This is a genomic window from Clostridioides sp. ES-S-0123-01, assembly GCF_020658415.1.
GTDB lineage: Bacteria > Bacillota > Clostridia > Peptostreptococcales > Peptostreptococcaceae > Clostridioides.
Window position 1 is genome coordinate 508,126 of record NZ_JACVWD010000004.1, and the last position, 21,818, is coordinate 529,943.

Here is a 21,818-nt window from a genome sequence, read left to right on the forward strand (position 1 = left end):
GGTATGTTTTATGGATATTAATAAGTTGAAAACATTAAATTATAAGATAACAAATGGGTCTAATCTTCAAGGCGTTATTTTAATAAAAGAAGGAAACATAAATTCTCTAGGAGAAGCATATAGAAAAGGTTCTATTGAAGAAGAAACTTTTTTAAAATTATCAGGAAATGTTAATTTTAGTATTTTAAATAATATAATATATTTTAATTATTATGCAAATGATTTATATATTGGAGAAGACTCTTTTGATTTTATTGTGACATTAGAAAATGGAATGACATACATTCAAACAATAGGTATTTTAATTGAACAAAAAATAGTGAGTGTAAATACAAAAGAAAGATTTATAGAAATATATTTTGATAATGAACAAGATAATAGAGTAGCTGTAAATATATCAAGTAATATTAACCAATCTATAGAATTACCAACGACAATAGTTTATAGTTCAACTGATAAAGAATTTAATATTGATAAATGTGTTGAAACTAATGATGCTATAAATAATTTTAGTGAAATAGCGTATCCTTTATATGATTGTAAGGTTGAGATAGTAACTAAAGCTACTAATGAAACCGTAAATAATGGGGCAAGTATAAAAGTCATTAATAACGCAAATATATCATTTATAAAGAGTAAGAAATTTTTAGGTGATGAATACGGGAAAATTGTATTTAAAAACTTTGTAAATAGAGAATATAATATTGATTCACCTACAAAAGAAATTGTTTATATAGTTTGGCATGCAAGAACAATTGTAACTGAATATAAACCCAAAGATGATATTATAGTAAGTCAAAGACCTGATGTAAGTATACCTAATTTCAAGTTACCTATTATGGACTATCCACAAGCACCAAAAGATGAATCTATTTTAGAAAAAGAAGAATATGTATCTGGAGATTTATTTTCTAATACAAAAGTACATAAAGAATTTGATAATAAAGGAAATAAATCTATTAAACTTGGAAGAAATGTTCCAAATGGAGCAGTAAATTTAGCTTATTATTATAATACAACAGCCTCACTAGATGATACTGTTTCTGTAATAGAGACTAATACAAATAATGTAACATTGCATTTTGTTGAAGATTGGATTCACAGAAGAGATTTAGCTACAAAAAATGATGATTACTTTCCAGAAACTATTGAATTTACTGGTGAAAAAGGCACAGAATTAGAAGGGTATTGGGGTGTTTTATATAGAGATTTTGTTATGTGGGATGAATCTACAGTTACTGATTTTAAACCAGAGCATAAAGTTCAACATGAGGAATTTAAAGGTCTATTAGCTAAAAGAGTGCCTATAGACAAGATATACAATGATGGTGATAAGTATGGTGTTTTAAATTTGACAAACTCTATATTTGAAGCTGTAAGCTTTGTGGAAACTGAGAATGAACTTATTGATTATAACCCTAAAACTTATAATGCATATACACGATATGAAGGTTTGGTTAGAAAGTTAAAAGTATTGTATAATGGGTCAGCTAAATATAGTGGTGTTGTAAATAAAAAAGATGAAATATCAAATATACATCCAGAACAGGAAAGAGAAATAATAATGTATCCAGATGAAAGTGGTCTTTTACATAGAATTGATGGAGAATATTTGATAGATGACGATTTATTTTATATTACAAATAAATTTAAGGACAACATACCACTGTATTACAGATATAAGTTAAAGTATAAAATTTATGATAATGTCGGATTAGATATAAATGGTTTGTATAATTCAGAAAATATAAATCTCATTTCAGAAAATAATTATCCAATAGATGAAAATGAGTTTAAGTACAAGGTCTTTATAGAAAAAACTAAATATGAAAATGTCTATGATGCATATCTATATACATCATTTGTACCAACTGTAGAAAATCCTATATATGTTATGTATGATGGATTGACAGAAGAAGCTTATGGAAAAGATAGTGTAAATCCTTTAGAAACTAAAGCAGGTATACTTGAAAAGATAAGTCCAATTCAATGTTGCGATTTAGATTCATATAGAGTAAATAGGTTTCAAGATATAACAAATAAGTCTTCTATAGAGGTATTTGAATATGAAATATTGGAAGACAAAAGAAGTAAAATACAAATTGAATACATTATAATGGCGGATGAGTTAGAAATAGCTCCTATTACAAAGGAAATAATAAATAAAAAATATGCGTTATACTCAGAACTTGCTAGTTTTAAGAATGAGGACATGATTATATCTGAAAAGGATACAAATGGATATATGACAGCAAGAGAGATGTTTATGAAGTACTCATCAGTTGAAGACAGAGATAAAATAAATGAAAACTCAACTTTTAGAGTTAAATATAATCTTCAAAATTTAGATACTATGTATTCAAAAGATAAGACTTTGATATATACAGCATCAGATGGAAATGGATTTATATATGGAAGAACATATGAAGATACTGGATTTCCAGAACAAGATTCAACTACTCTTGGAGATATTAAAAATACTAATATGTTAGATAAAGATTCTATATATAAATCAGCGAATGGAAAAGTTTATAAAGGATATTCAGTAGTGTGTAGAAATATAAATCAAATTGTTGTGGGAACTCCTCTAGAAAAAGAGCCCCTAAAAGGTTGGTTTCCAACTATTAAATATGCTTATTTTAGTAAAAAATATGAAAGAATCGATAAAACAATAGAAATTATATATTCCATACCAGAATATGATTTACAGATATTTGGAAAGTATGGCAAACCATATATTGACATATCTGGAGAAAAAGGAAGTTTTGTTGGAAATAGTACTATTAAGGTAAAAAATACTCCAATGTATATAGAAGTTGATAATAGCTGGAAGCCAACTAATTTAAAAGTTTATAAAATGTTAAATGATAAAGATAAAAAAGAACTTGAAATAAAAGGATTTAATTTTAAGTATGGATTTATAGAGATTAATGATTCAGTAAGTGATAATGATAAGATATTAGTAGATTATACTTATGAAGAAAAGAATCTTCATTACAGAGGCTATTATAAAAACCAAGATAAAGATAGCAAAATTATAGATTTAAATTTAAATCCAAATATGTATAGTTTTTATACAGACACTTCTAATGAACTAAATGAGATGAGAAATTCTTATGATTTATTTAATAGAACAATTCACTTTTTTTTAAAACCCATGAGAATAATAGACAGAGGCACAGGTGAGATTTTAAAGGACAACTATTTTTGTGTATACCATAAATTTGATGATCAAGAAGCTTTAGAACCATTTGACTTACATATAGGTAGAATTTTTGTGAGGCATCATACTTCATTAAAATCCACAAATTTAATAGATACTAGATTGAGAGGCGGAGGTATTATCAAAGAAATGGAAGATATACTTCGTCGAGATTTAGAGCCTGAAAGTGATTATTATTTAGATATTGGTACACTTGATGGTAAACCATATCAAGAAAACTCTGTAATTATAATAAGAATAGATAGTAAGCTTCTTTATAAAAATGGAGGAAGATTTTCTGAAGAAGATATAAAAAAAGCTGTTCAAAAGTGGGCTGCTTATGGTAGCTATCCTATTATTGAATTTGTAGATGTAATAAGTGATGACGAGTTACCTCAGACTAGCATAGAAGTCAGTAAAAACATAGATAATCAAAAACATGTAAGACCAAGTATATGGATAGAAAATGTAAACTATAATATATAACTGTATTTTAATAATTATACAAAATATATTTAAATGAAACTCGTTATAAACAATTAAATTAAAAGATTAATAACTATAATTTTAAAAATATACTACTAGATTAAATGAGGTGATTTTATTGGGTGTTTTACCTTCAGCAACATTGCTTACAAATGAATTGAAATTGCATGATTTCAAAGGTGTTAAGTTATCTGTTACATTTGGAGATGCTGATTTAAATGATGGATATTCATATGCAAAAATGAATTTTAGAGCAAGTGACATTAAATTTGATTGGTGGATAGATAAACCAAGATTAAATATTATAACAAGTGAACTGACTTTAAATGATAAAAAAGTTTGGAGTGAGTTAAATCATGGTCCTAATAGTGGATTAAATGCAGATTGCCTAGATGGGTATCATGCTGTTGATTTTAAAGATAGATTGGGATACAACCATTTTAAACATGCTGCATTGGTGTCCCATAAAAGATATATTAAAATAGCCACATTTACTCCAAGAAGAGTTGGAAATGTACCTGATTTTTCTACAGATGGTAAACTTCCATATCAGGGGATATTTGCAAATAGTCTAGTGGCTAAAATGAAAAATGAAGATTACATTGATGAATTTGTTAAATCTACATCTAATTATATCGATTACACAAAACCGAATATAGGAAAATTCGACCACACTGATATGATGACAGAAGGAATTTACAACTCCATATTTAGAGGGTCTATAACTTTTCTTAAAGAAAACAGTCCAACTACTATGGATATTCATATTGGTTTATTTGAAGACCCTACAAATACAAATAAAGATGGATGGACTTGTACAAACAAGTTTTTTTATGTATCATTACATGATGAAAAATTACCATTTTTAAATGAAGATTTGTCTTCTGAAGAAAATTTAATAAAAGAAGATGAATTTAGAGAACAAAAAAACAATGGTGGAAAAATTAATTTTGATAAAACTATAGCTGATAAAATAGAAGATTCTATAGAAAAATCAAATTTAGAAAAAGAAAATATCTCAATGTATGCAAGTGTAACTTCACCAAGCGAAAATCATGCACATGAAAGACCTCTTGATTTAAGTGGATATAAGACTCCTCCAGACCCTAGTAAAAATGACTATAAAGCTGAACAATTTCCACCATATAAACATGAAGGGGATAGCTATCAAAAAGAGATAGATATACTAAGGTTATATCATGTGAAGTCAGATTCTACTACAGTTGATGGTGTGGAAATAGTTACTCACAAATTTGAATTATACTTAGCTATAGATGAAAAAACAGAAGTACATATACAGCCATATATGTCCAGTTCTTGTATAGTTCATCAATATCAAAGCCCAGCTACAATATCTGGACTTCCTGAGACAAATCATTTTATAAAGCCAAAGTCAATTTACGATAATAGATATTCCCATATTAGACATAGACATTATGATTATGAAGCTAGAATGGATAAGATTGATAGCGAAGTAGAGGAAATTTGGGATACTTTTGACTATTATGTTGTAATAGCTCAAGGAAGTGATAATGCTAGAAAAATTCTTATGACAGATGATAATGGAAATGTTTTTTGTTCAAATGATAATATGGAAAGGCACACGGATTATAGGAGAAATGGTTCAAGAGTTTTAGTTAGTGATACAAATAAGTGTATTAGTGAAAGTTCTGTTACAACTAGGGAACTTGCTCAACTTAAAGAGGTAAGAGCCAATGTTCAAGAACAGTTAGACGAACTAAGAGATGATATTGATGATATAAAAAGAGACATAATCAATATAGAAAATGAAATTAAAAATATTAAAAAAGATTATGTCAAAAGACGAGGGGATTCTATGTATGGAGATTTAACTATGATTCAAAATTCTAAGATAGTTATAACTGATGAAGGAAATAGAAAAATATCATTACGTGGAGATATGGAAGGTGCTCTAAATGCTGATAGTGATGGAGAGATTGACCATTTTTGTTTATATGATGAAGCTATTAAGTACACAGATCATAATAAAAAGGAGAGGGTAGGTAGACGAATATTATCATATAGGCCTCAAGATGGAAATGGTGGATGTGTGTGGTTTTTTAATAATTCTATCCGTCTTGGAGATGGATTTGGTCTACCAGGTCCTAAATTTTCATTATCTTATTGTCCTCCTGGAGACTATCCTCCATTTAAAAAACCTAAAGTAGGTGATATATGGATAAAGCATATATTGGATACAATATCAGAAAGTAAAAAAGAAGATAATGATAAATACCCTATAGGTCTTTATGTTTGTACTAAAAGTGATGATGATGGAAGTAGTGGTAAGAAATATAAAGCAGAATGGACTCCAATAGCACAAAAAAAATAGTAAGTATACTAGATAAAGGGATTGTTTTAATTAAAATTGAAACAATCCCTTTTATAGTAATCACATATCTTATTTTCGGCAAACTTAAATTGCAATATTTATTTATATAAAAAATTATTAATATAATTTAAAAAATGTTAAACAAATTGCTATATAGATAAGGTATATTAAAAATAAAAGTAAGTTTACAAAAGTAAAATGATATGCAAAAGAGGTGAGTTTATTTGGAACATCCCAAGATAAATATATGTAAATCTACAGAAGGAAATTTATTACACTATATTTATAGATTTAAAAATATTTCATCAGAAACAGAAATAGAAGAATATATAAATAATCAAGACCCAATTATAGAAATATTAGAAGAAAATGCTGATATAGAATCGACTAACATCAAAGATTTTTTACTTAGTAGAAATGATTTTCCAAAAGGATATGATGGGTATACTGAATTTACGCTACCATTTGAAATAGTAATTCCTTTTAAAAAATTAATTGTGAATTTAAAAAATGATTTATCATCAGCACCTCAAGAAAAAATAGAAATACAATTAAGTTCATATCAAACTATAGCAAAAATTTTATTTAAGAAAAGAAATAATTATAATGAATATGAAACATATAGGATTATAACAGAACAATATGAGATTGACGATACAATAAAGATTAGAAATAACAATGGATTTCTAATAAAAAAATCTAATGTGGAATATAATAAAATCACCTTAGATTTTTCCATAGATATAGTTACACATATAGATATACATGCACATGGAGTGTTTGATCCAGTAGTAGCTACTATAGAAGGAAAAAATTACACATTATTTTATCAAATGAAAGAAAAGCAAAAGAATAAATATGAATATAGAGTCATTAGTAAATTTCCTAGTGGAGATATAACGGAATTATCAAATCTAGCAATTTGTGAATTATCTGAAAGTCCAGATAAAATAACTCAAATATTAGAAGTAAAAGAAGATGACCCTAAAATAACAAAATGGAAAGAGATAAAAAGAGAAAAAGCATCAAAGGATATAAATATTAATAAAGAGGATTTATACAGCAAAGTAATAAATACAATAACTAGCCAAGAAGTACATTCAGATGATTCTACACTAATAACTGATGGGATAAGATATGTAAAGTTGCCAAATATATGGCATAAAGATAAAAGAGAATTATTTTATAGAAAATCTAGAGTTTTTAGAATGAAAAACATATATAAAAACATATCAACAGACTACTGTAAGCCAATAATATTTCAAGATAAATTTGAAGTATTAATTGATAAAATGGTTATCTATAGAAAAGATGTAACGAATTTAAATGAAAACGATCAGAAAAAGCCAGTTGATATAACAGATGAAAAAGTCACCATATTTAAAACATATATAAGACAAGGTGGTAAGTACTATAATGATTATATAAATAATATAGAAGATAATGGTACAGTTGAGATGGTTGTGTTAAATTCTAGATATCCACTTTTATCAATAAAAGATTACTGTTTGTACTCAAATAAGTACAACTATACTATATATTTATATGATGAGAAAGGAAATATATCAGACCCAGTAGTGGCTGTATTATAGGTGTACATATGTATGATAATATCAATAGTCTTTCAAAAATATATACAGAAAATACAATAACTTTTTCAAGGATAAAAAATCTAAAATGTATAAGTTATAAATTGTATGTAAATGAAAAGATAGGAGAAAGATGGCAAAGTTATTTATTAGCAGAAATACCAAATCCAAAGGTTGAAGTGCTGTTGAATGAAAATAAGGTGCTAGAGTACAATTCGAATCAAAAGTGGGATGTATCTAAGGCTATAAGTGGGACAGTAAGCAAGTCTATAAAAGTGAGTGTAAATAACATAGAGCTAAATAATAGGAATTATACATTTAATTCTAAGTTTAAAATTTTATATATTCATATAGAACTTTCTCCTACAGACTTTGTTGAGATACAATATCAAGTTGATAAGATAAAATACGTGCATAAGACTTTAAATAAATGTGAATACAGTGTAGTACCTGTTTTTGATAAACAATATTTAACAGGGCAGCACTCTTTATTATAGGTGAGTTATGAGTGAAAAATTTACTAAGATTTCAAGAAAAAATATAATAGATAAACTGTATACTGATGAAGATATGATTGAAAATTCATTTGAAAAGGATATATCTTATTATTCAGATAATTTATTTTTTGATAGAGCTTTATTTAATTTTGATAATAATAGATATGCAAATTCCTTATTTATAAATGAATTTAAAAATAAGGAGTATTCTGATGTCCAAAATAGTAGTGATATAAAGTTTGATTTTGATAAAACTTGTATATATTTAAATGAAGGTAGCAGTTTTGGAGAATATAATTCAGTTGATATTTATACTCATGAACATAAAAGTTCTTCATTAAATAATTTTTTTCTGATTGTAGACCAAACTATACCAAATGGTTCAGAAGTAATCTATTATCTAGTAACTGATAAAAAAGAAGTGCTTCAGATAAGAGCAAATAATACTGTACCATATACTATACAAAAAGAAGAAGATATACCTAAAACAGTAAAAGTAAGAGCTAAGATATGGTCAAATTTAGCAGGAGAATCACCTAAAATTAATGCAATAGCACTTCTCTATAGTGATGATTTTACAGAAGCTCAAATGGGGCTAATTAATCCTGATTTAGGAAGACTCCCAGATACTGAATATCCAGAATTAAATGATGTAACAACTATATTAAGAGATTCTAAAAATGATGATAAATTGATAAAAGTAAGTAATGCAACTGAAGACATAGTACTTAATTATGCTGAAGAAGGAAATTTAGATACAATAAATATTTATGAAACTGTATCAGGAGATAAAAAAGAAGATATTTATCTTATATATGATGATTACGAAAATAGTGATAAAGAGGTTGAAAAAGTCTTGATGCAGATCATAAGTAAGAAAAAATAGTAATGTATATAGACAATATGGTGAGTTGGTGAAATATGAGAATACAACAGAAAAAAGATAACATTTATGTAAAAGGTTTAGATAAAGTTGATGCGTACTTAATAAATATAATTCAAAGATATTTTGAATATGATGGTAAAAAAATATTAGGGTCTAAAGAGCAAATCATAGATGAGGTTATACAAAGAGTTAAAGAAGATTTAATATTACCTGAAATTCAAAATTTATTTGAAGAGTTTTTGTTAAAAAAAGGAATATCATTTGAGGAAAATAAAGTGATAATAACTAATAAAGATTTAATAATTATCAATGGTCAAATAAAAGAAGAAAAAAATAATGAAGGAACATAAAATCATAATATAAACATAAGGAGGAAACTTTATGCACAGTTTTGAAAGAGATAAGTATTTCATTTCAAAAGAAAGTTTAGAAGGATATACTATGGAAAGTGGTATTATCATAGGAAAACAATTAACTAGAGAATTAGAATTAATGGATGAAAATATGTATGAAGTTCATAAATTATCTCTGTGGACTAAGTTGCTAAAAGAAGGAATTAGACCTATTAAATGGAATAAATCAGAATGGAATGGCACTAAGATAGAGTTTGAAGTAATGAAAACTAAAGAAGATGTAAAAATGGCTGTAAATGAGTTAATTAATCTATCTAATAAATGTCATGAAAAGTATAAATTAAAGGCTGGAATGTAATATGCCAAATACTTCATTGAATATAAGTAAAATAAAAGATGAGATTATAGAAGCTGTTGTAAGAGAAATAACATCCAATTGTTCTACTGATGAGGAAAGAGAAATTTTAGAAAATGAATTTGAGACAAAAATTAAAAATAATACATTGATAACGAGCTTAGATGAGCATGAAATAAGTATTAATTCTCAATCAATTAATAAGACTATGAACGAACTGTATATAGATTTACTGACTAGTTTTGGTGTAGTTAACTCAATGAGTGAGTTGATATCAAAGTATGATAGTATGAGTACATCATATATAAATAGTATAGCGACAAAGATAAATCAAATAAAAGATAAACTAGAGAGTTGTAGATATTCTACCTCATTTAAACATATGTCTAAATTTATAATAGAGAGATTTAGAAACTCAAACAATTTCGATAAAAGTAGAAGTATTCAAAAAGATAGATATGGTCAATGGATACCAGAAAAGTGCTATGTTAATTTTGATGAAAAGGAAAACATATTAACATTACCATTTTTAAAACGAGATAACATGTTAAGATATGATAATAAAGTCTCAACAGCATCTTTAAATTATAAGTTTCAGCTTGGTGAAGGATTTATACAATCTTACAATAATGGAACATCTCTTGAAAATGCTATAGATGGAAATCCAACATCATTTTGGAGTGATACTATACTGTCAGATGCTCCATTAAGTGTTTCGTTTGAAAATAATAAACCAAAAGCTCTATATGTAAGAGATAATTATTTTTATGGAATAGACTCTGGGGCAGTTTGTGACCTTGAACTTAATTTTGAATCTATTAATAAAATAAACGAAATAAACATAACTCCATTTACAAAATATCCTATTGATATAGTTGCTATAAGATATAAAATGACAGATGATGAAGATGAAGTGTTGATAGAGTTAGTAACACCAGATAATAAAGACAAAACACTAAAAAGTGTTTTTACTAGAGATAAAGTTACATTTAGATTTCCAGAAATAATATGTAAGAGGATATACATATTATTTACACAGAAACATTATATAAGAGAAACATATGTATATAATCCAACTGAGGTAAATAAAAATTTACTTTGGTTTAATAATGAAAATGATAGAAAAGAAAAAGTAAGTAAAGCTGTATTTAAACCAGTGTACTATGATAGAGAAATGGTTAATTCTCTATGGCAACAAATGAATGATAGAATATTATCAGATTCTTATGATGAGCTACTATCTAGAATAGTTGGAAATGACAAGTTGAATCACAAGGTATTAAAATATGAATACAACTATGGTTTATATGATTTAGGATGCTATAATAATCATTTTGATAGAACTGGCTTTTATATAAGCAAATCTTTAAATTTAAATTCTAATATAAAAAGTGTACAGATAGTAACTGATGAACTACATCCTAAAAATTCACTTGGAAAAACTGTCACCGACATAGAATACTATATTACAGTATCTGATAATCCAGATGCTAAAGATTGGATTCCTATATTGCCAATGAATAAGGAGATTATAGAATCTGAACTTTTATTTATAACAGGAAGTACTAGAGCTTATTTTAGATTTGAAGCAGAAATCGTTTATAAAGTAATGAAAGATGGAGAAGAGATACCTTTAGATAGTGAAGGATTTTATATACATAAAAATCAAAAAACTGGATTTTTTTGGTGTATTCAAATATTTAATTATGATTATAATGCAGTATATAGTATAAGTTATAAGCCTGTAAGGGGCAGTGATTCTGTAGATTTTGCATCAAAGTTAGAAACAACTATAGAATCTTTTAATGGAGAAAATAAATCAAATTTTGAACTTAAATACAGTCCATTTACAGAGTCTACAGTGGATTATTGTGATGTAAAAGTGGTAGACACATTAAATCAGAATATTAACTGTGAAATAGAAACTCTAAATGTGACAGATATATCAGAAAATGGAAGTAGTTATAAGAATTTTGATAATTTAAATGACAAACTTCAATTTTATATATTTAAGAACTCAATCTATTTTAATAGAGAGATAGAGAATAAGTATATCATAGATATATCATATAAACATTTAGTATCAAAAATAAAGTTGAAAGCATTATTTAGAAGAAATACAGTTAAAGATGGATGGTTAACACCTGCTTTAAAAGAAATAAAATATATGGTAGATACATTTTAAAGGTGATAATATGAATAATTATAAATATAAAAAGCCAAATATATTGTTTGAAGAAAGAATTAAAATTCTAATAGATGATTTAAACAAAGATTTTGATTCTGGAAAAATAAAAACTAAAGCAGAGTATTTTTATGAATTTAAGAATATGATTATTGATTTTTATAATAAACTTGGAAAACCATCATTTAAATTCTATGAGGCAGTATATATACCATCATTTTCAAACTATAGTGATATGTTAAAAAAAGCTAAATATGATATGCATGTCTTAATGTGTAGTTGTGAGAAAATAGGAAATGATTTACAAGTATATTTTAAAGATGTTAAAGAAGATACTGGTATATTAATGAAAAAATTAAACTGCATAGAAACAGAGATAAATGAACTAGATAAAAAAGTAGACTCTTTGAAAACAGTAAGTAATATGATTTATTCAGATGACTTTGTAAAAGTTAGTAATAGAAATAACTTGAATAATACTTCTTGCAGTGTATTATATGGAGCATTAACATTAGCAACAACATCGAGTAAATGTTTAAATGACAATATAAATATACAAGTTTTAGATATATCAAATGGCTTTCCTGGAAATACACATGAAATATATCCATCTTATAATAAAATAAAATATATTGGAGAAGATGACCCTCATATATATTTATCAGATATGTTAGATGGAAATGATGATACTTGGTTTGAGTTTGAAATGTATAATTTAGAATCTGATGTAAAAATAAAAACTGGAATGGTTGGATTTAAGTACAAAGAAGGTATAAGTTGGATAAGTGATGATAGAGTTTTAAAACTACATTTTAAAGTTTCTTTGGAGATACCTGTTAATATCAATTGGTTCAAAATTTCTGGTATACCAAGGCCAAATGTTAATCTACATAATCCTATAATAAAAAGAATAGTTGTAAGAGATAAATATGAAAATGCTCAAATATTACAATTAAATCAATATCTAGATGAAGAGCATATAATAACATTTGAATCGAGTATAGTTAAAGAAATTATAGTTGAATTAGAACAAGAGGACAGTAATTTTACTAAAGTATGTAGAGAGTATTTTTTAAATATAAATCCAACTAGAATTCCATATTTTTTTTATGACAGTGAGAAAGATTATGTACAATTTGATAAACCTCAAAAAAGTATAGAATTAATAGGGCTTAAATATAATCATGATGATAAAAATATAATTTATCCATCTACAAAAACAATAAACAATTTTTTGACAAGAGAGTATGTTAAATCTCAATTGTTTTATAAAAAGATAAGTGAAGATATTTATAAATTTCAATATGAAGAAGTAAGTGCAAGGAGATATGTTATAGGCATAAAAAATATTGATCTTAAATACAAAGTTTATGATATATATGGAGTATATCTATCACGTAAATTTTTATCAAATGAAAATATAAGGTCAATTACTTTAAATTCTAAAGATTACATACCTAAAAGATTTATAGAATATACAGATAAAAACAACAAAATTGATGATTATATTAAATATTATATAAGTTTTGATGATGGTTCAGTATGGACTAGGATAAGACCAAGACATAGAACTCAGTATGGCTCTTGTACAATAGTAGTAAATAGTAATGTATCAATTGTAAATAGAAATAAAAATGTTACATATGTTGATATGCTTAATGATGTAAAAGAATTTAGATTAAAAATAGAGTTATATAGACCAGAGGAAATAATTGATGAGTCACCTATAGTATATAGTTATAGTATAGATGTAGGTTCGGAGGAAATTATATGATGAACATTCAAGAGTATCAATTAAAAATTAAAGAAGAAGAGATAATAAAAAGGCTTTTGAATAATGGAGATTTAGTGACTTTTTATGAAGTAAATAAGTTTATAAGTGAATTTTTTGAAAAGAAAATAATTGGTTTGCCTTATTTTAAGCCAATTACATTATTACCATATCAAAATTCAGATAAAGAACAGTTTAATAATATGTTTAAAAATATAGAAGATGATTTGAAATCTATTTATGAAGTACATAATAATCATGTAGAGTCTTTTATAGAGACTGTAAATAAATATGATTTAGAAATAATAAATATATATAATGAAGCAAATAAGATTATTGCTTATTCAGAAATAGCAAATGAATTTTCAAGCCAAAAAATGGCTTATTACCCCTATGTTATAACTTTTAATACACTTGAAGATACAAATACTATAAACTTAGTAAAAAATAATATACCTAAGTCAACTTGTGAAATAGATTATAATACATCTACACTTAGAAATGAACTTCATTCAACCCCAGATGATAAAATAGATTTAAGTAAGTCAAATTTGAAAATATTATTAAATGGGCAAGAGATAGGTACAAGTTCAAATCTAAATTTAATATTAAATGAGGCTCTTAATGAAAACATATCATTAAATATAATGCCAATTAAAAATGAAACTCAAATAATTACAATTGACTTAGTGTTAGATGATATTAAAACAGTATCTAGAATTGAGTTGAGCGGTTACTCACTACAAGATACCATTATAACACTATTAATTTCTTCTGATAATAAGAATTTTAAAGAGAAGTTTAAATATCATGGAGAAAGAAATAATATATGGAGATTTAACAAAGAAGATATTTTATCGATTAAATTTATAATTGAAAAATATGAAATTGACCAAGAAGAAATAGATAACTTAAGTTCATTATTTGTATTAAACAATATTTCACTTTACAATGATAAGTATTCTAAAACTAGTGTGTATACAAGTAATAAAATTAAAATTGATGCACCTATATCAAATATAACATTAAATCCTAAAAATAAAATACCACCTATGACGAATATATCATATTTCATAGGTATAGAAGATAAAAATAATAGTGTAGAATGGAAGAATATAAAGCCAGGTGTAGCTTTAGATTTAAATCTTCTATGCAAAGAAGAAAAACTACTTAATTATTATACATCTGATTTATTTGGAAGACGTGACTTTGATATAGAATTAAAAAATTTTCTGTTTTATATACAACAACTTCCAGAACATGTAAACTTAAATTCTATTGAAATGAGAACAGGACATTCACAATGGATGATTGAGAGGCTGAATGTAAGTGATAAATATAATCAAGAATATCCAAGTTCATTGAAGGTATCTATAAATGACTATGCAAAACATAGAGTTACTGGAATAGCTCCAATGGATGCAAATATGATGGAAATAATGTGTAAAAGCGTATGGAATTATATGGTAATGAGTCAATATGTTAATTGTCTTGAAGATACTGTAATAGAAAATAAATATTTTAGTTTTGACAAAGACAAGGAAGTTTTTGATGTAGTTGTACTTGTAAATGGAAGACAAGTATTTAAAAAAGATAATAAGTATGCATTTAAGTTAAAAAAGGGAGAAAATAAAGTTCAAATAATGTTTTTACTTGGTGAATTAGATTTATCCGAGCCATTAAAAACCATCAAGCATAATTTTAATCTAATGTCTTATAGTGATTATATATTTGCTGGTCCAAAAATGAAAAGAATAACGTATAATTCTCTAGTGAAAGATATAAATCCTCATTCTCTTAAATATTATGCAATAAAATCTATAGATAATATGGACAATATAGTTACAAAATTTGACCCTAATTATACGATTAGCCCAAATAACCCTATAAATATTGAATTAAGAGAAAAAAGGAGTCCACAATACCAAAGACCAGATATAAAAATTAATACAGCTGAGTATTTTAGAATATTTATAAAATATAGACATATGTTGCCATCAACAATTGAAAAGTTAAAATCTATAAATGATGATAGCTTAATAAGATATAGAGTAATGGCTAAATTATCTACTTCAGATATATCTGTTACTCCTGTAATCAATAATATAAAGGTGGTGGCTGAATAATGTCAATAACACTATATGCTAAATCATCTGATAAAGAAAATAAGGTTAGTTTAAGTTGGGAGAATACATCAAGTTCACCTCACTTGTACAGAGTATTTAGAAAAAAAATAGGAGATGATTTTGGTAATTCTGTTGATGAAATATTTCAACCTATTTCTTTATGTGAACTAGAAAAATTAGAAAGTGACATAAAGGTATTGAATATACATCCAGACATAGGAGAAGAAATTAGTTTTAAATGTTATAGAGGTATTACATGGAGTATTAAGAAGTCTGCTTCTTTAAAAAAATGGATGGAAGAGCCTTGCAAAGAAGATGCAAGAGGATATGGTATGGCTAAGATAAATGTAACTCCTGTATCAAACAAAGAATTTTGTGAAAATCCAGATGATTTTTTAAAGGATACTAGTGGTATGTACATTTATGATGTAATAGTTATCGGATTTTCTAGTGGTGAAGATTATACTAATGAAAATAAGTTAAATAAGATAGCATTAGATTCTATATTTGAATTTATGAATACAAATAGAAGTGTTATTGCTAGTCATGATTTAATTTCATCCATATTTAGAGAAGATGAAAGTTTAAATAAGTTAAGGGAGTTTTTTAATGTAAAGATTGGAAAATGGAAAGGAGAGAATATATTTTTTGATAAAGGCTATGGATTTACAAGTTCTGTATGGGGAAATGAAGTAGTTGTAAATAAATTAGATTCAGTTGCATTATATCCATGGAATATTGTAAATAAAGAAGAAAAGATAAAAATATCATATACCCATACTACATCTAATTTTGCACATGGAGATATATGGTTTAATATAATACCACAAAAAACAGAAGGAGAGTCGAATTGGTCTACTTCACAAGAAAGAGCTGCTTCATATTATCTTACAACATGGAATAATACTGCCATGATTCAAATAGGACACAATATAAATGATATTGAAGATATAGAGGAAGATGAAAAGAAGATATTGGCAAATACTATTTTTAGAATGAAACAACTAACTGAAAATACGTCTATTGAAGACAAACCTGGAGATACCTCTATTCCAATTAAACCAAGTATAACAAATCAGTATACTACTGAAGATAGAAAAGTCATTTTGGAATATACTTCTAAAGATACAGGGAGTATATATCAATATTATGTAGAAGGAATAGATTTAAGTACAAAAACAGTAACAGAATCGAACATAGCCACCACAATAGTTACTACAGGCATAAAAGAGTACAATTGGTGTTTACATCCTGTAGAAAGTGATATTAATCCAATTATTTTAAATAATTCACATATTGTATACAATAAGACCCAAAGAGAAACAGTGATGACACAATCTCTACAAAAAGGATATTATATGTTTAGGATTTATACAACTGATTATTCAGGTAATAAATCTAAAGTAGAAAGTAAGATTTTTCATGTAGATGGTAAAGTAGACGAAACTTCAAACAGGGTATTAGATGAAGTTCCAAATGCTGTAAGATTTAATAATAGGTATAGGGGGCCACAAGAAAGTTGTAAGACAAGTTCGATGTACAATCAGATAGATTATAATATAAGAAAGTTAAGTGGTAAAATAGATAGATTAGGTGTAATGAAAGAAGAAGTGCTTATAGACTCAAATTATAGTTATGGAAGTTTTGTAGATATAATTGACAATATACAAGAAGAGATAGACATATTTTATGATGTAAGGGGAGATTAGATGAATAAACTTATCATTAATAACTTACCAGTATCAAACAGGAATGATTTTGGATATAAAGCCATAAACAAAAGTTCAATGCATAATGATAATCAGAATAATATGCTAAATGATATCCTAGATTTATTCAATAAAACTAATGAGATAGAACGTACATTAAATAATAAGATAAGTTTGATAAAACTTGAAAATGCTCAGTTGGAAGCTGTAAATTTAAACTTGATACAAAAGTATAATCAATTATTGAATAAGTATATTGATATACAAAAGTCTAATAAATCAAGAAGAAAAATAATATTACCTCAAGATTGTAAGACTGAGGAGAGTACATTTGGAGCTATAATAAACAATGTAACATCAGATATAACTATAAGACCTTCAAAAAAGATTTCAAAATTGGCTGTTTTTGATGATATATCAAATTCTATGTTTATTCCCAAAAGTCTTTCGGTTAAGACAAAAATTACTAGTTTTGGTGTCATATCAGAACAGGATAATGATTTATATGCACCTTTTTCTAAAGATAATAATCTATATTGGACAAAAAGAGTAGTTACAAGTAATTTCGTAGATTTTTTAGATACAGAGTATGAAATTACTCTTCCAGAGGATATTATGACTACATTAGAAATGAATGAAATATATATACATCCATTTTTATGTAGTGTAAAAAATGTATATGTAAGGTTTGGAGATTCCAGCTATTGGGAAGAAGTAGAGGGAATTGAATATCATTCAGCAATAACACAGAATAATTTAACAAATGAATTTTCAAATTCAGTTAGAGCATTTAGAATAAACTTTCCTAATAAAAAAGTTAATCAAATAAAAATAGTTTTAAGAGGTTATAATTATGAAGAATGTGAAACAAATCTAAGAACTTTTGTTTATGGTATAAAATCCTTAGGAGCTTATATAAATTATTATAATAATTATGAATCTTCTACATTTAGTTTTAAGTGTAATATTGATGAAAAGAAAGATGTAATGATTACAGGTATAACGCCCCACTTTAATAATAGCAGTGACACTGGAAAATATTCTAAAGACTTTATATTTGACGTATATTATGAAGATAAAGGAGAATATCATCATAAAATAGTAGATACTTTTCCATTTAAACCTCCTACAAAAAAATTGATGTTTAAATGCAGGATAGGTGAAATTTATAGTGAAATAAATATAAAGAGTATTGATATAAATTATACCTATTATGGAGATGACTTGTAGTGTTTTTAAGTGTGAATGATTGTATTTAACATTTTGCATATGATATAATTAGTAGTACAAATTTGGGGGTGGTTATTTTGATAGTGCTGATTTAGGATTTATAATAAAATATTTTAAGGTTTATAATAAAATATTAAAAAATTTTGTCTTTATTGAAAGACTTTTTTTTATTTTTAAATTGTCAATTGTGACAATTGACCTATATACTTTTATGCTTAGATTTATCATTAATAATGATAGATAGAGCGACATTAAAGATTAGGAGGTGAAAACTATACATTTATTATACAAAAATAAAAGTGAAATTAAAACAGTAACTAAAATAGTAAATCTTATTTTTAAAATTATTGATGAGTTAAAACTATTTGCTAATAATGTGGTGATATGTAATATAAATAAAGATGACTTAAAATATTATTTTTTGAAATTTGATTTACAAAATAAAAACTTGTTGTTTAATATAAAGCTTTACAATTCAATTACAAAAACAATTGTTATAAAAAGTTATGTGTTAACGGACTTGATAAGAGACTGTGAAACTAAAAAAATAGAATTAAAATTGAACTATGATGTCAAAAATATGATATTAAAATCAAAAGAGAATGTACATAAAGATATTACTGAAATTTATATATGATTTTATCAAGCTTATGGGGGGAGAAATATGAATTTTACTATTGATAAAAATATAGAAGCAAAGCATTGCACTACAGGCGGTAGAGTTCCAAAGCCACCAGGAAAAGGAGAGGTAATGATATGTCAAATATGTAATAAGCCAATAATGCCAGAACAATTTTCAATAGATAAATATAAAAGAAAAAAAGAATTTAAATGGCATATACATCCAAAATGCTTTGAGTACATAGATAAAATGGCTGATAAATCAGTTCCTGGTTTACTTAATGAAAGAAGATATTTACTTGAGTAAATTTTTCTTGTATAAATGTATAGTTTTATAATCTTAATGGATAAGAAATGATAATATAATGCTAAGAAGGTATATAATATGGAGAAAAAAATAACTTATAAAAATAATATGCAAAAGTATGGAATGAGTGAATATCAAAGAATACATGATTTGGTATATGAGTTACAAGCTGGTTCAAGAGATGCCGCACAAGAATTAATTAATTCATTTAGAACAATGTTAAATAAGTATGTCTCTTTAATAGTGTATGGACAATATTCTATAGAAGATTACTCAATAAGAAGTTTTATTAAATTATTTGTAGAGGAAGAAAATGAACGACTAAAATTAAATTCATATTTTGTGAATGGTCATGGTCAAAGGGTAGCAGATAAGACAGTTGCAAAAATAGTTGGTATATTTTCAAATAATGACAAAGAAGACATACAACAGGAGATAAGCGCTATTTTTTTATCTATGTGTCATAAATATAAAGATACAAAGCCGTCTTTTCACAATCATGTCAAAAGAAATTTTCATTATTATGTCTTTAGACATTTAGAAAAACTATCTAAAGACCCAATAGCAAGAGGTCTATATTATCAGAAAAAAATATGTAAGATATATGATTCTGACCAACAATTACCTATAGAAGAAACAATTTGTGATAAAAATGCACAAAAAGAAATAGACGAAGTGCTCGATTATGTCGAGCTTTTTTATAAGTTACAATTGTCAATTGCGATAATTGAAAAAGATGTAGCTATAAATATATACGATGATGAATTTTTAAATAATAATTGGATTAATGGAATTACGTGTTCTAATATTTTTAAGGATCTTACAACATTTGAAAGACGAATATTAGTAATGTGGTATATGAAAGATAATACTGATTCAGAAATAGCAGAGCTATTTGGTCTTTGTAGAGGGACAATAAATAAAAAAAGAGCCTGTGCAAAATCTAAATTGAGAAAAGCTGTAAGATTGATTAATTATTTAAAGGAGTAAGAATTATTACTCTTATAAGATTTAGACCACTCTAATATAAAGAGTGGTCTTCTTGAGTATTATTCTAATTCGTTCGCAATAGTATTATAAAAATTTGCTGATTCTATTAGCATTTGTTTAAAGTCTGCAGACCTTTCATTGTAATAGGTTCTACCTTTTTCAGTTATTTTATAGAGCTTTTTACGTTCTTTTTTTGCTGCAACCTCAATAAGACCTTTTGTGAGCATTTTTTCTATTATTGGATACATAGTTCCATTACTAGGTTTCCAAGATAAATTAAAACTACCTATATAATCTGTAACTTCCTTTCCATAAACACAATCGTCTTTTTTTATCATCAAATTTAACGTGTACAGCTCTAAAAATATACTACTAGAAAATTTATTATCATTTTCTTTTGTATTTACCGCTTTCATACCCATTGTTGAATATTTCATATATTTTCTCCTTTTAAATATTATTTTACAAATTCTGATACAGTTTTAATAAATAATTTACATGATAAATAATTTACATTATGTATTTGAATAATATAATTGAATATACACTATGAATTTTAACTTATATTTTTTGTATAGTTTTTACACGTACTTGATTATTATTATATAACATCCAACAGTCGCAAACAACAATTAATAAGTTAGAAGATATTTAGTTTTTAAGCTATAAATAAAATTTCAAATAAAGGAATGGTGAATAAACATGTGTAATACCAATATACAAGAAGAAACTATTTTAGAACAAATAAAAAGGATAAATGAAGAAGATAACAATATAGTTACCAATATAGTAGATAATTTTATAAATAAGCTTTATGATGAAATTAATAATAATGAAAATTTTAGTCTAAAACATGGTTTTTTAACTATAGGAAAATTACTAGTTATTTTAGCACAGTCATTATGTGATAATGAAGAACATTTTTCTAAAGAGTGTGATTTAGCAAAAGATATAGTTTTAAACAAAATTATGGAAGCTATTATGCCAAAAGTTGATTGTGGAAAAGTTATTGATGAGGATTTTGATATAGAAGATTTATCAATAAGAAGAATAATGCTTACACTTGGAATAGCTATAGATTATATTATTTGGAAAACTGATTTAACAAAAAAATATCAAGAAAATAGTATTAAGTAGTTATATACCAAATAAGAGTTT

Annotated in this window: 16 protein-coding genes; 15 read left to right on the forward strand and 1 reads right to left on the reverse strand. The window is 25.8% G+C overall.

The window, feature by feature from the left end:
- The first annotated feature begins 10 nt into the window (after positions 1-10).
- From IC175_RS12190 to IC175_RS12255, 14 genes are all read left to right on the forward strand, one after another.
- The gene (locus IC175_RS12190) at positions 11-3,688 is read left to right on the forward strand and encodes a virion structural protein (RefSeq protein WP_227851572.1); all 3,678 of its coding nucleotides are present in this window, start codon (positions 11-13) and stop codon (positions 3,686-3,688) included.
- Positions 3,689-3,806: 118 nt separating this feature from the next.
- Positions 3,807-6,041, forward strand: a complete 2,235-nt coding sequence (locus tag IC175_RS12195; protein ID WP_227830662.1) for a hypothetical protein — start codon at positions 3,807-3,809, stop codon at positions 6,039-6,041.
- Between the two features lie 224 nt (positions 6,042-6,265).
- Complete coding sequence (locus IC175_RS12200) at positions 6,266-7,633, forward strand: hypothetical protein (protein ID WP_227851573.1); 1,368 nt, start codon at positions 6,266-6,268, stop codon at positions 7,631-7,633.
- 8 nt (positions 7,634-7,641) lie between these two features.
- Positions 7,642-8,127: a hypothetical protein gene (locus IC175_RS12205; RefSeq protein ID WP_227824069.1), complete on the forward strand. Its 486-nt coding sequence runs from the start codon at positions 7,642-7,644 to the stop codon at positions 8,125-8,127.
- 7 nt (positions 8,128-8,134) lie between these two features.
- Complete coding sequence (locus IC175_RS12210) at positions 8,135-9,013, forward strand: hypothetical protein (protein ID WP_227830660.1); 879 nt, start codon at positions 8,135-8,137, stop codon at positions 9,011-9,013.
- 35 nt (positions 9,014-9,048) lie between these two features.
- Positions 9,049-9,363, forward strand: a complete 315-nt coding sequence (locus tag IC175_RS12215; RefSeq protein ID WP_227845671.1) for a hypothetical protein — start codon at positions 9,049-9,051, stop codon at positions 9,361-9,363.
- Between the two features lie 31 nt (positions 9,364-9,394).
- Entirely contained in the window at positions 9,395-9,724 is a 330-nt protein-coding gene (locus tag IC175_RS12220) for a hypothetical protein (protein ID WP_227830658.1), read from the forward strand.
- 1 nt (position 9,725) lies between these two features.
- A complete protein-coding gene (locus IC175_RS12225; RefSeq protein ID WP_227851574.1) occupies positions 9,726-11,906 on the forward strand; it encodes a virion structural protein in 2,181 nt (726 codons plus the stop codon).
- A gap of 10 nt (positions 11,907-11,916) precedes the next feature.
- Positions 11,917-13,680, forward strand: a complete 1,764-nt coding sequence (locus tag IC175_RS12230) for a hypothetical protein (RefSeq protein ID WP_227824064.1) — start codon at positions 11,917-11,919, stop codon at positions 13,678-13,680.
- Positions 13,677-15,803 (forward strand): hypothetical protein, encoded by a 2,127-nt coding sequence (locus IC175_RS12235; protein ID WP_227851575.1) that lies wholly within the window; start codon positions 13,677-13,679, stop codon positions 15,801-15,803. The genes IC175_RS12230 and IC175_RS12235 overlap by 4 nt, the downstream gene beginning before the upstream one ends.
- On the forward strand, positions 15,803-17,512 hold the full coding sequence (locus tag IC175_RS12240) for a hypothetical protein (protein WP_227835737.1): 1,710 nt from the start codon (positions 15,803-15,805) through the stop codon (positions 17,510-17,512). The genes IC175_RS12235 and IC175_RS12240 overlap by 1 nt, the downstream gene beginning before the upstream one ends.
- Positions 17,513-18,742, forward strand: coding sequence for a hypothetical protein (locus IC175_RS12245; RefSeq protein WP_227824061.1), 1,230 nt, complete (start codon positions 17,513-17,515; stop codon positions 18,740-18,742). It begins immediately after the preceding gene.
- A 664-nt stretch (positions 18,743-19,406) separates the two neighbouring features.
- Positions 19,407-19,670 carry a hypothetical protein gene (locus tag IC175_RS12250; RefSeq protein WP_227851576.1) on the forward strand — a complete coding sequence of 88 codons (264 nt, stop codon included), beginning with the start codon at positions 19,407-19,409 and terminating at the stop codon, positions 19,668-19,670.
- Between the two features lie 78 nt (positions 19,671-19,748).
- A complete protein-coding gene (locus IC175_RS12255) occupies positions 19,749-20,660 on the forward strand; it encodes a helix-turn-helix domain-containing protein (RefSeq protein WP_227824059.1) in 912 nt (303 codons plus the stop codon).
- A 59-nt stretch (positions 20,661-20,719) separates the two neighbouring features.
- On the opposite strand, the gene IC175_RS12260 is transcribed toward IC175_RS12255, so the two are convergent.
- Positions 20,720-21,097: a PadR family transcriptional regulator gene (locus tag IC175_RS12260; RefSeq protein WP_227824058.1), complete on the reverse strand. Its 378-nt coding sequence runs from the start codon at positions 21,095-21,097 to the stop codon at positions 20,720-20,722.
- A gap of 265 nt (positions 21,098-21,362) precedes the next feature.
- Here IC175_RS12260 and IC175_RS12265 point away from each other — a divergent pair, with 265 nt between their 5' ends.
- Positions 21,363-21,797 carry a hypothetical protein gene (locus IC175_RS12265; protein ID WP_227824057.1) on the forward strand — a complete coding sequence of 145 codons (435 nt, stop codon included), beginning with the start codon at positions 21,363-21,365 and terminating at the stop codon, positions 21,795-21,797.
- Positions 21,798-21,818 lie beyond the last annotated feature (21 nt).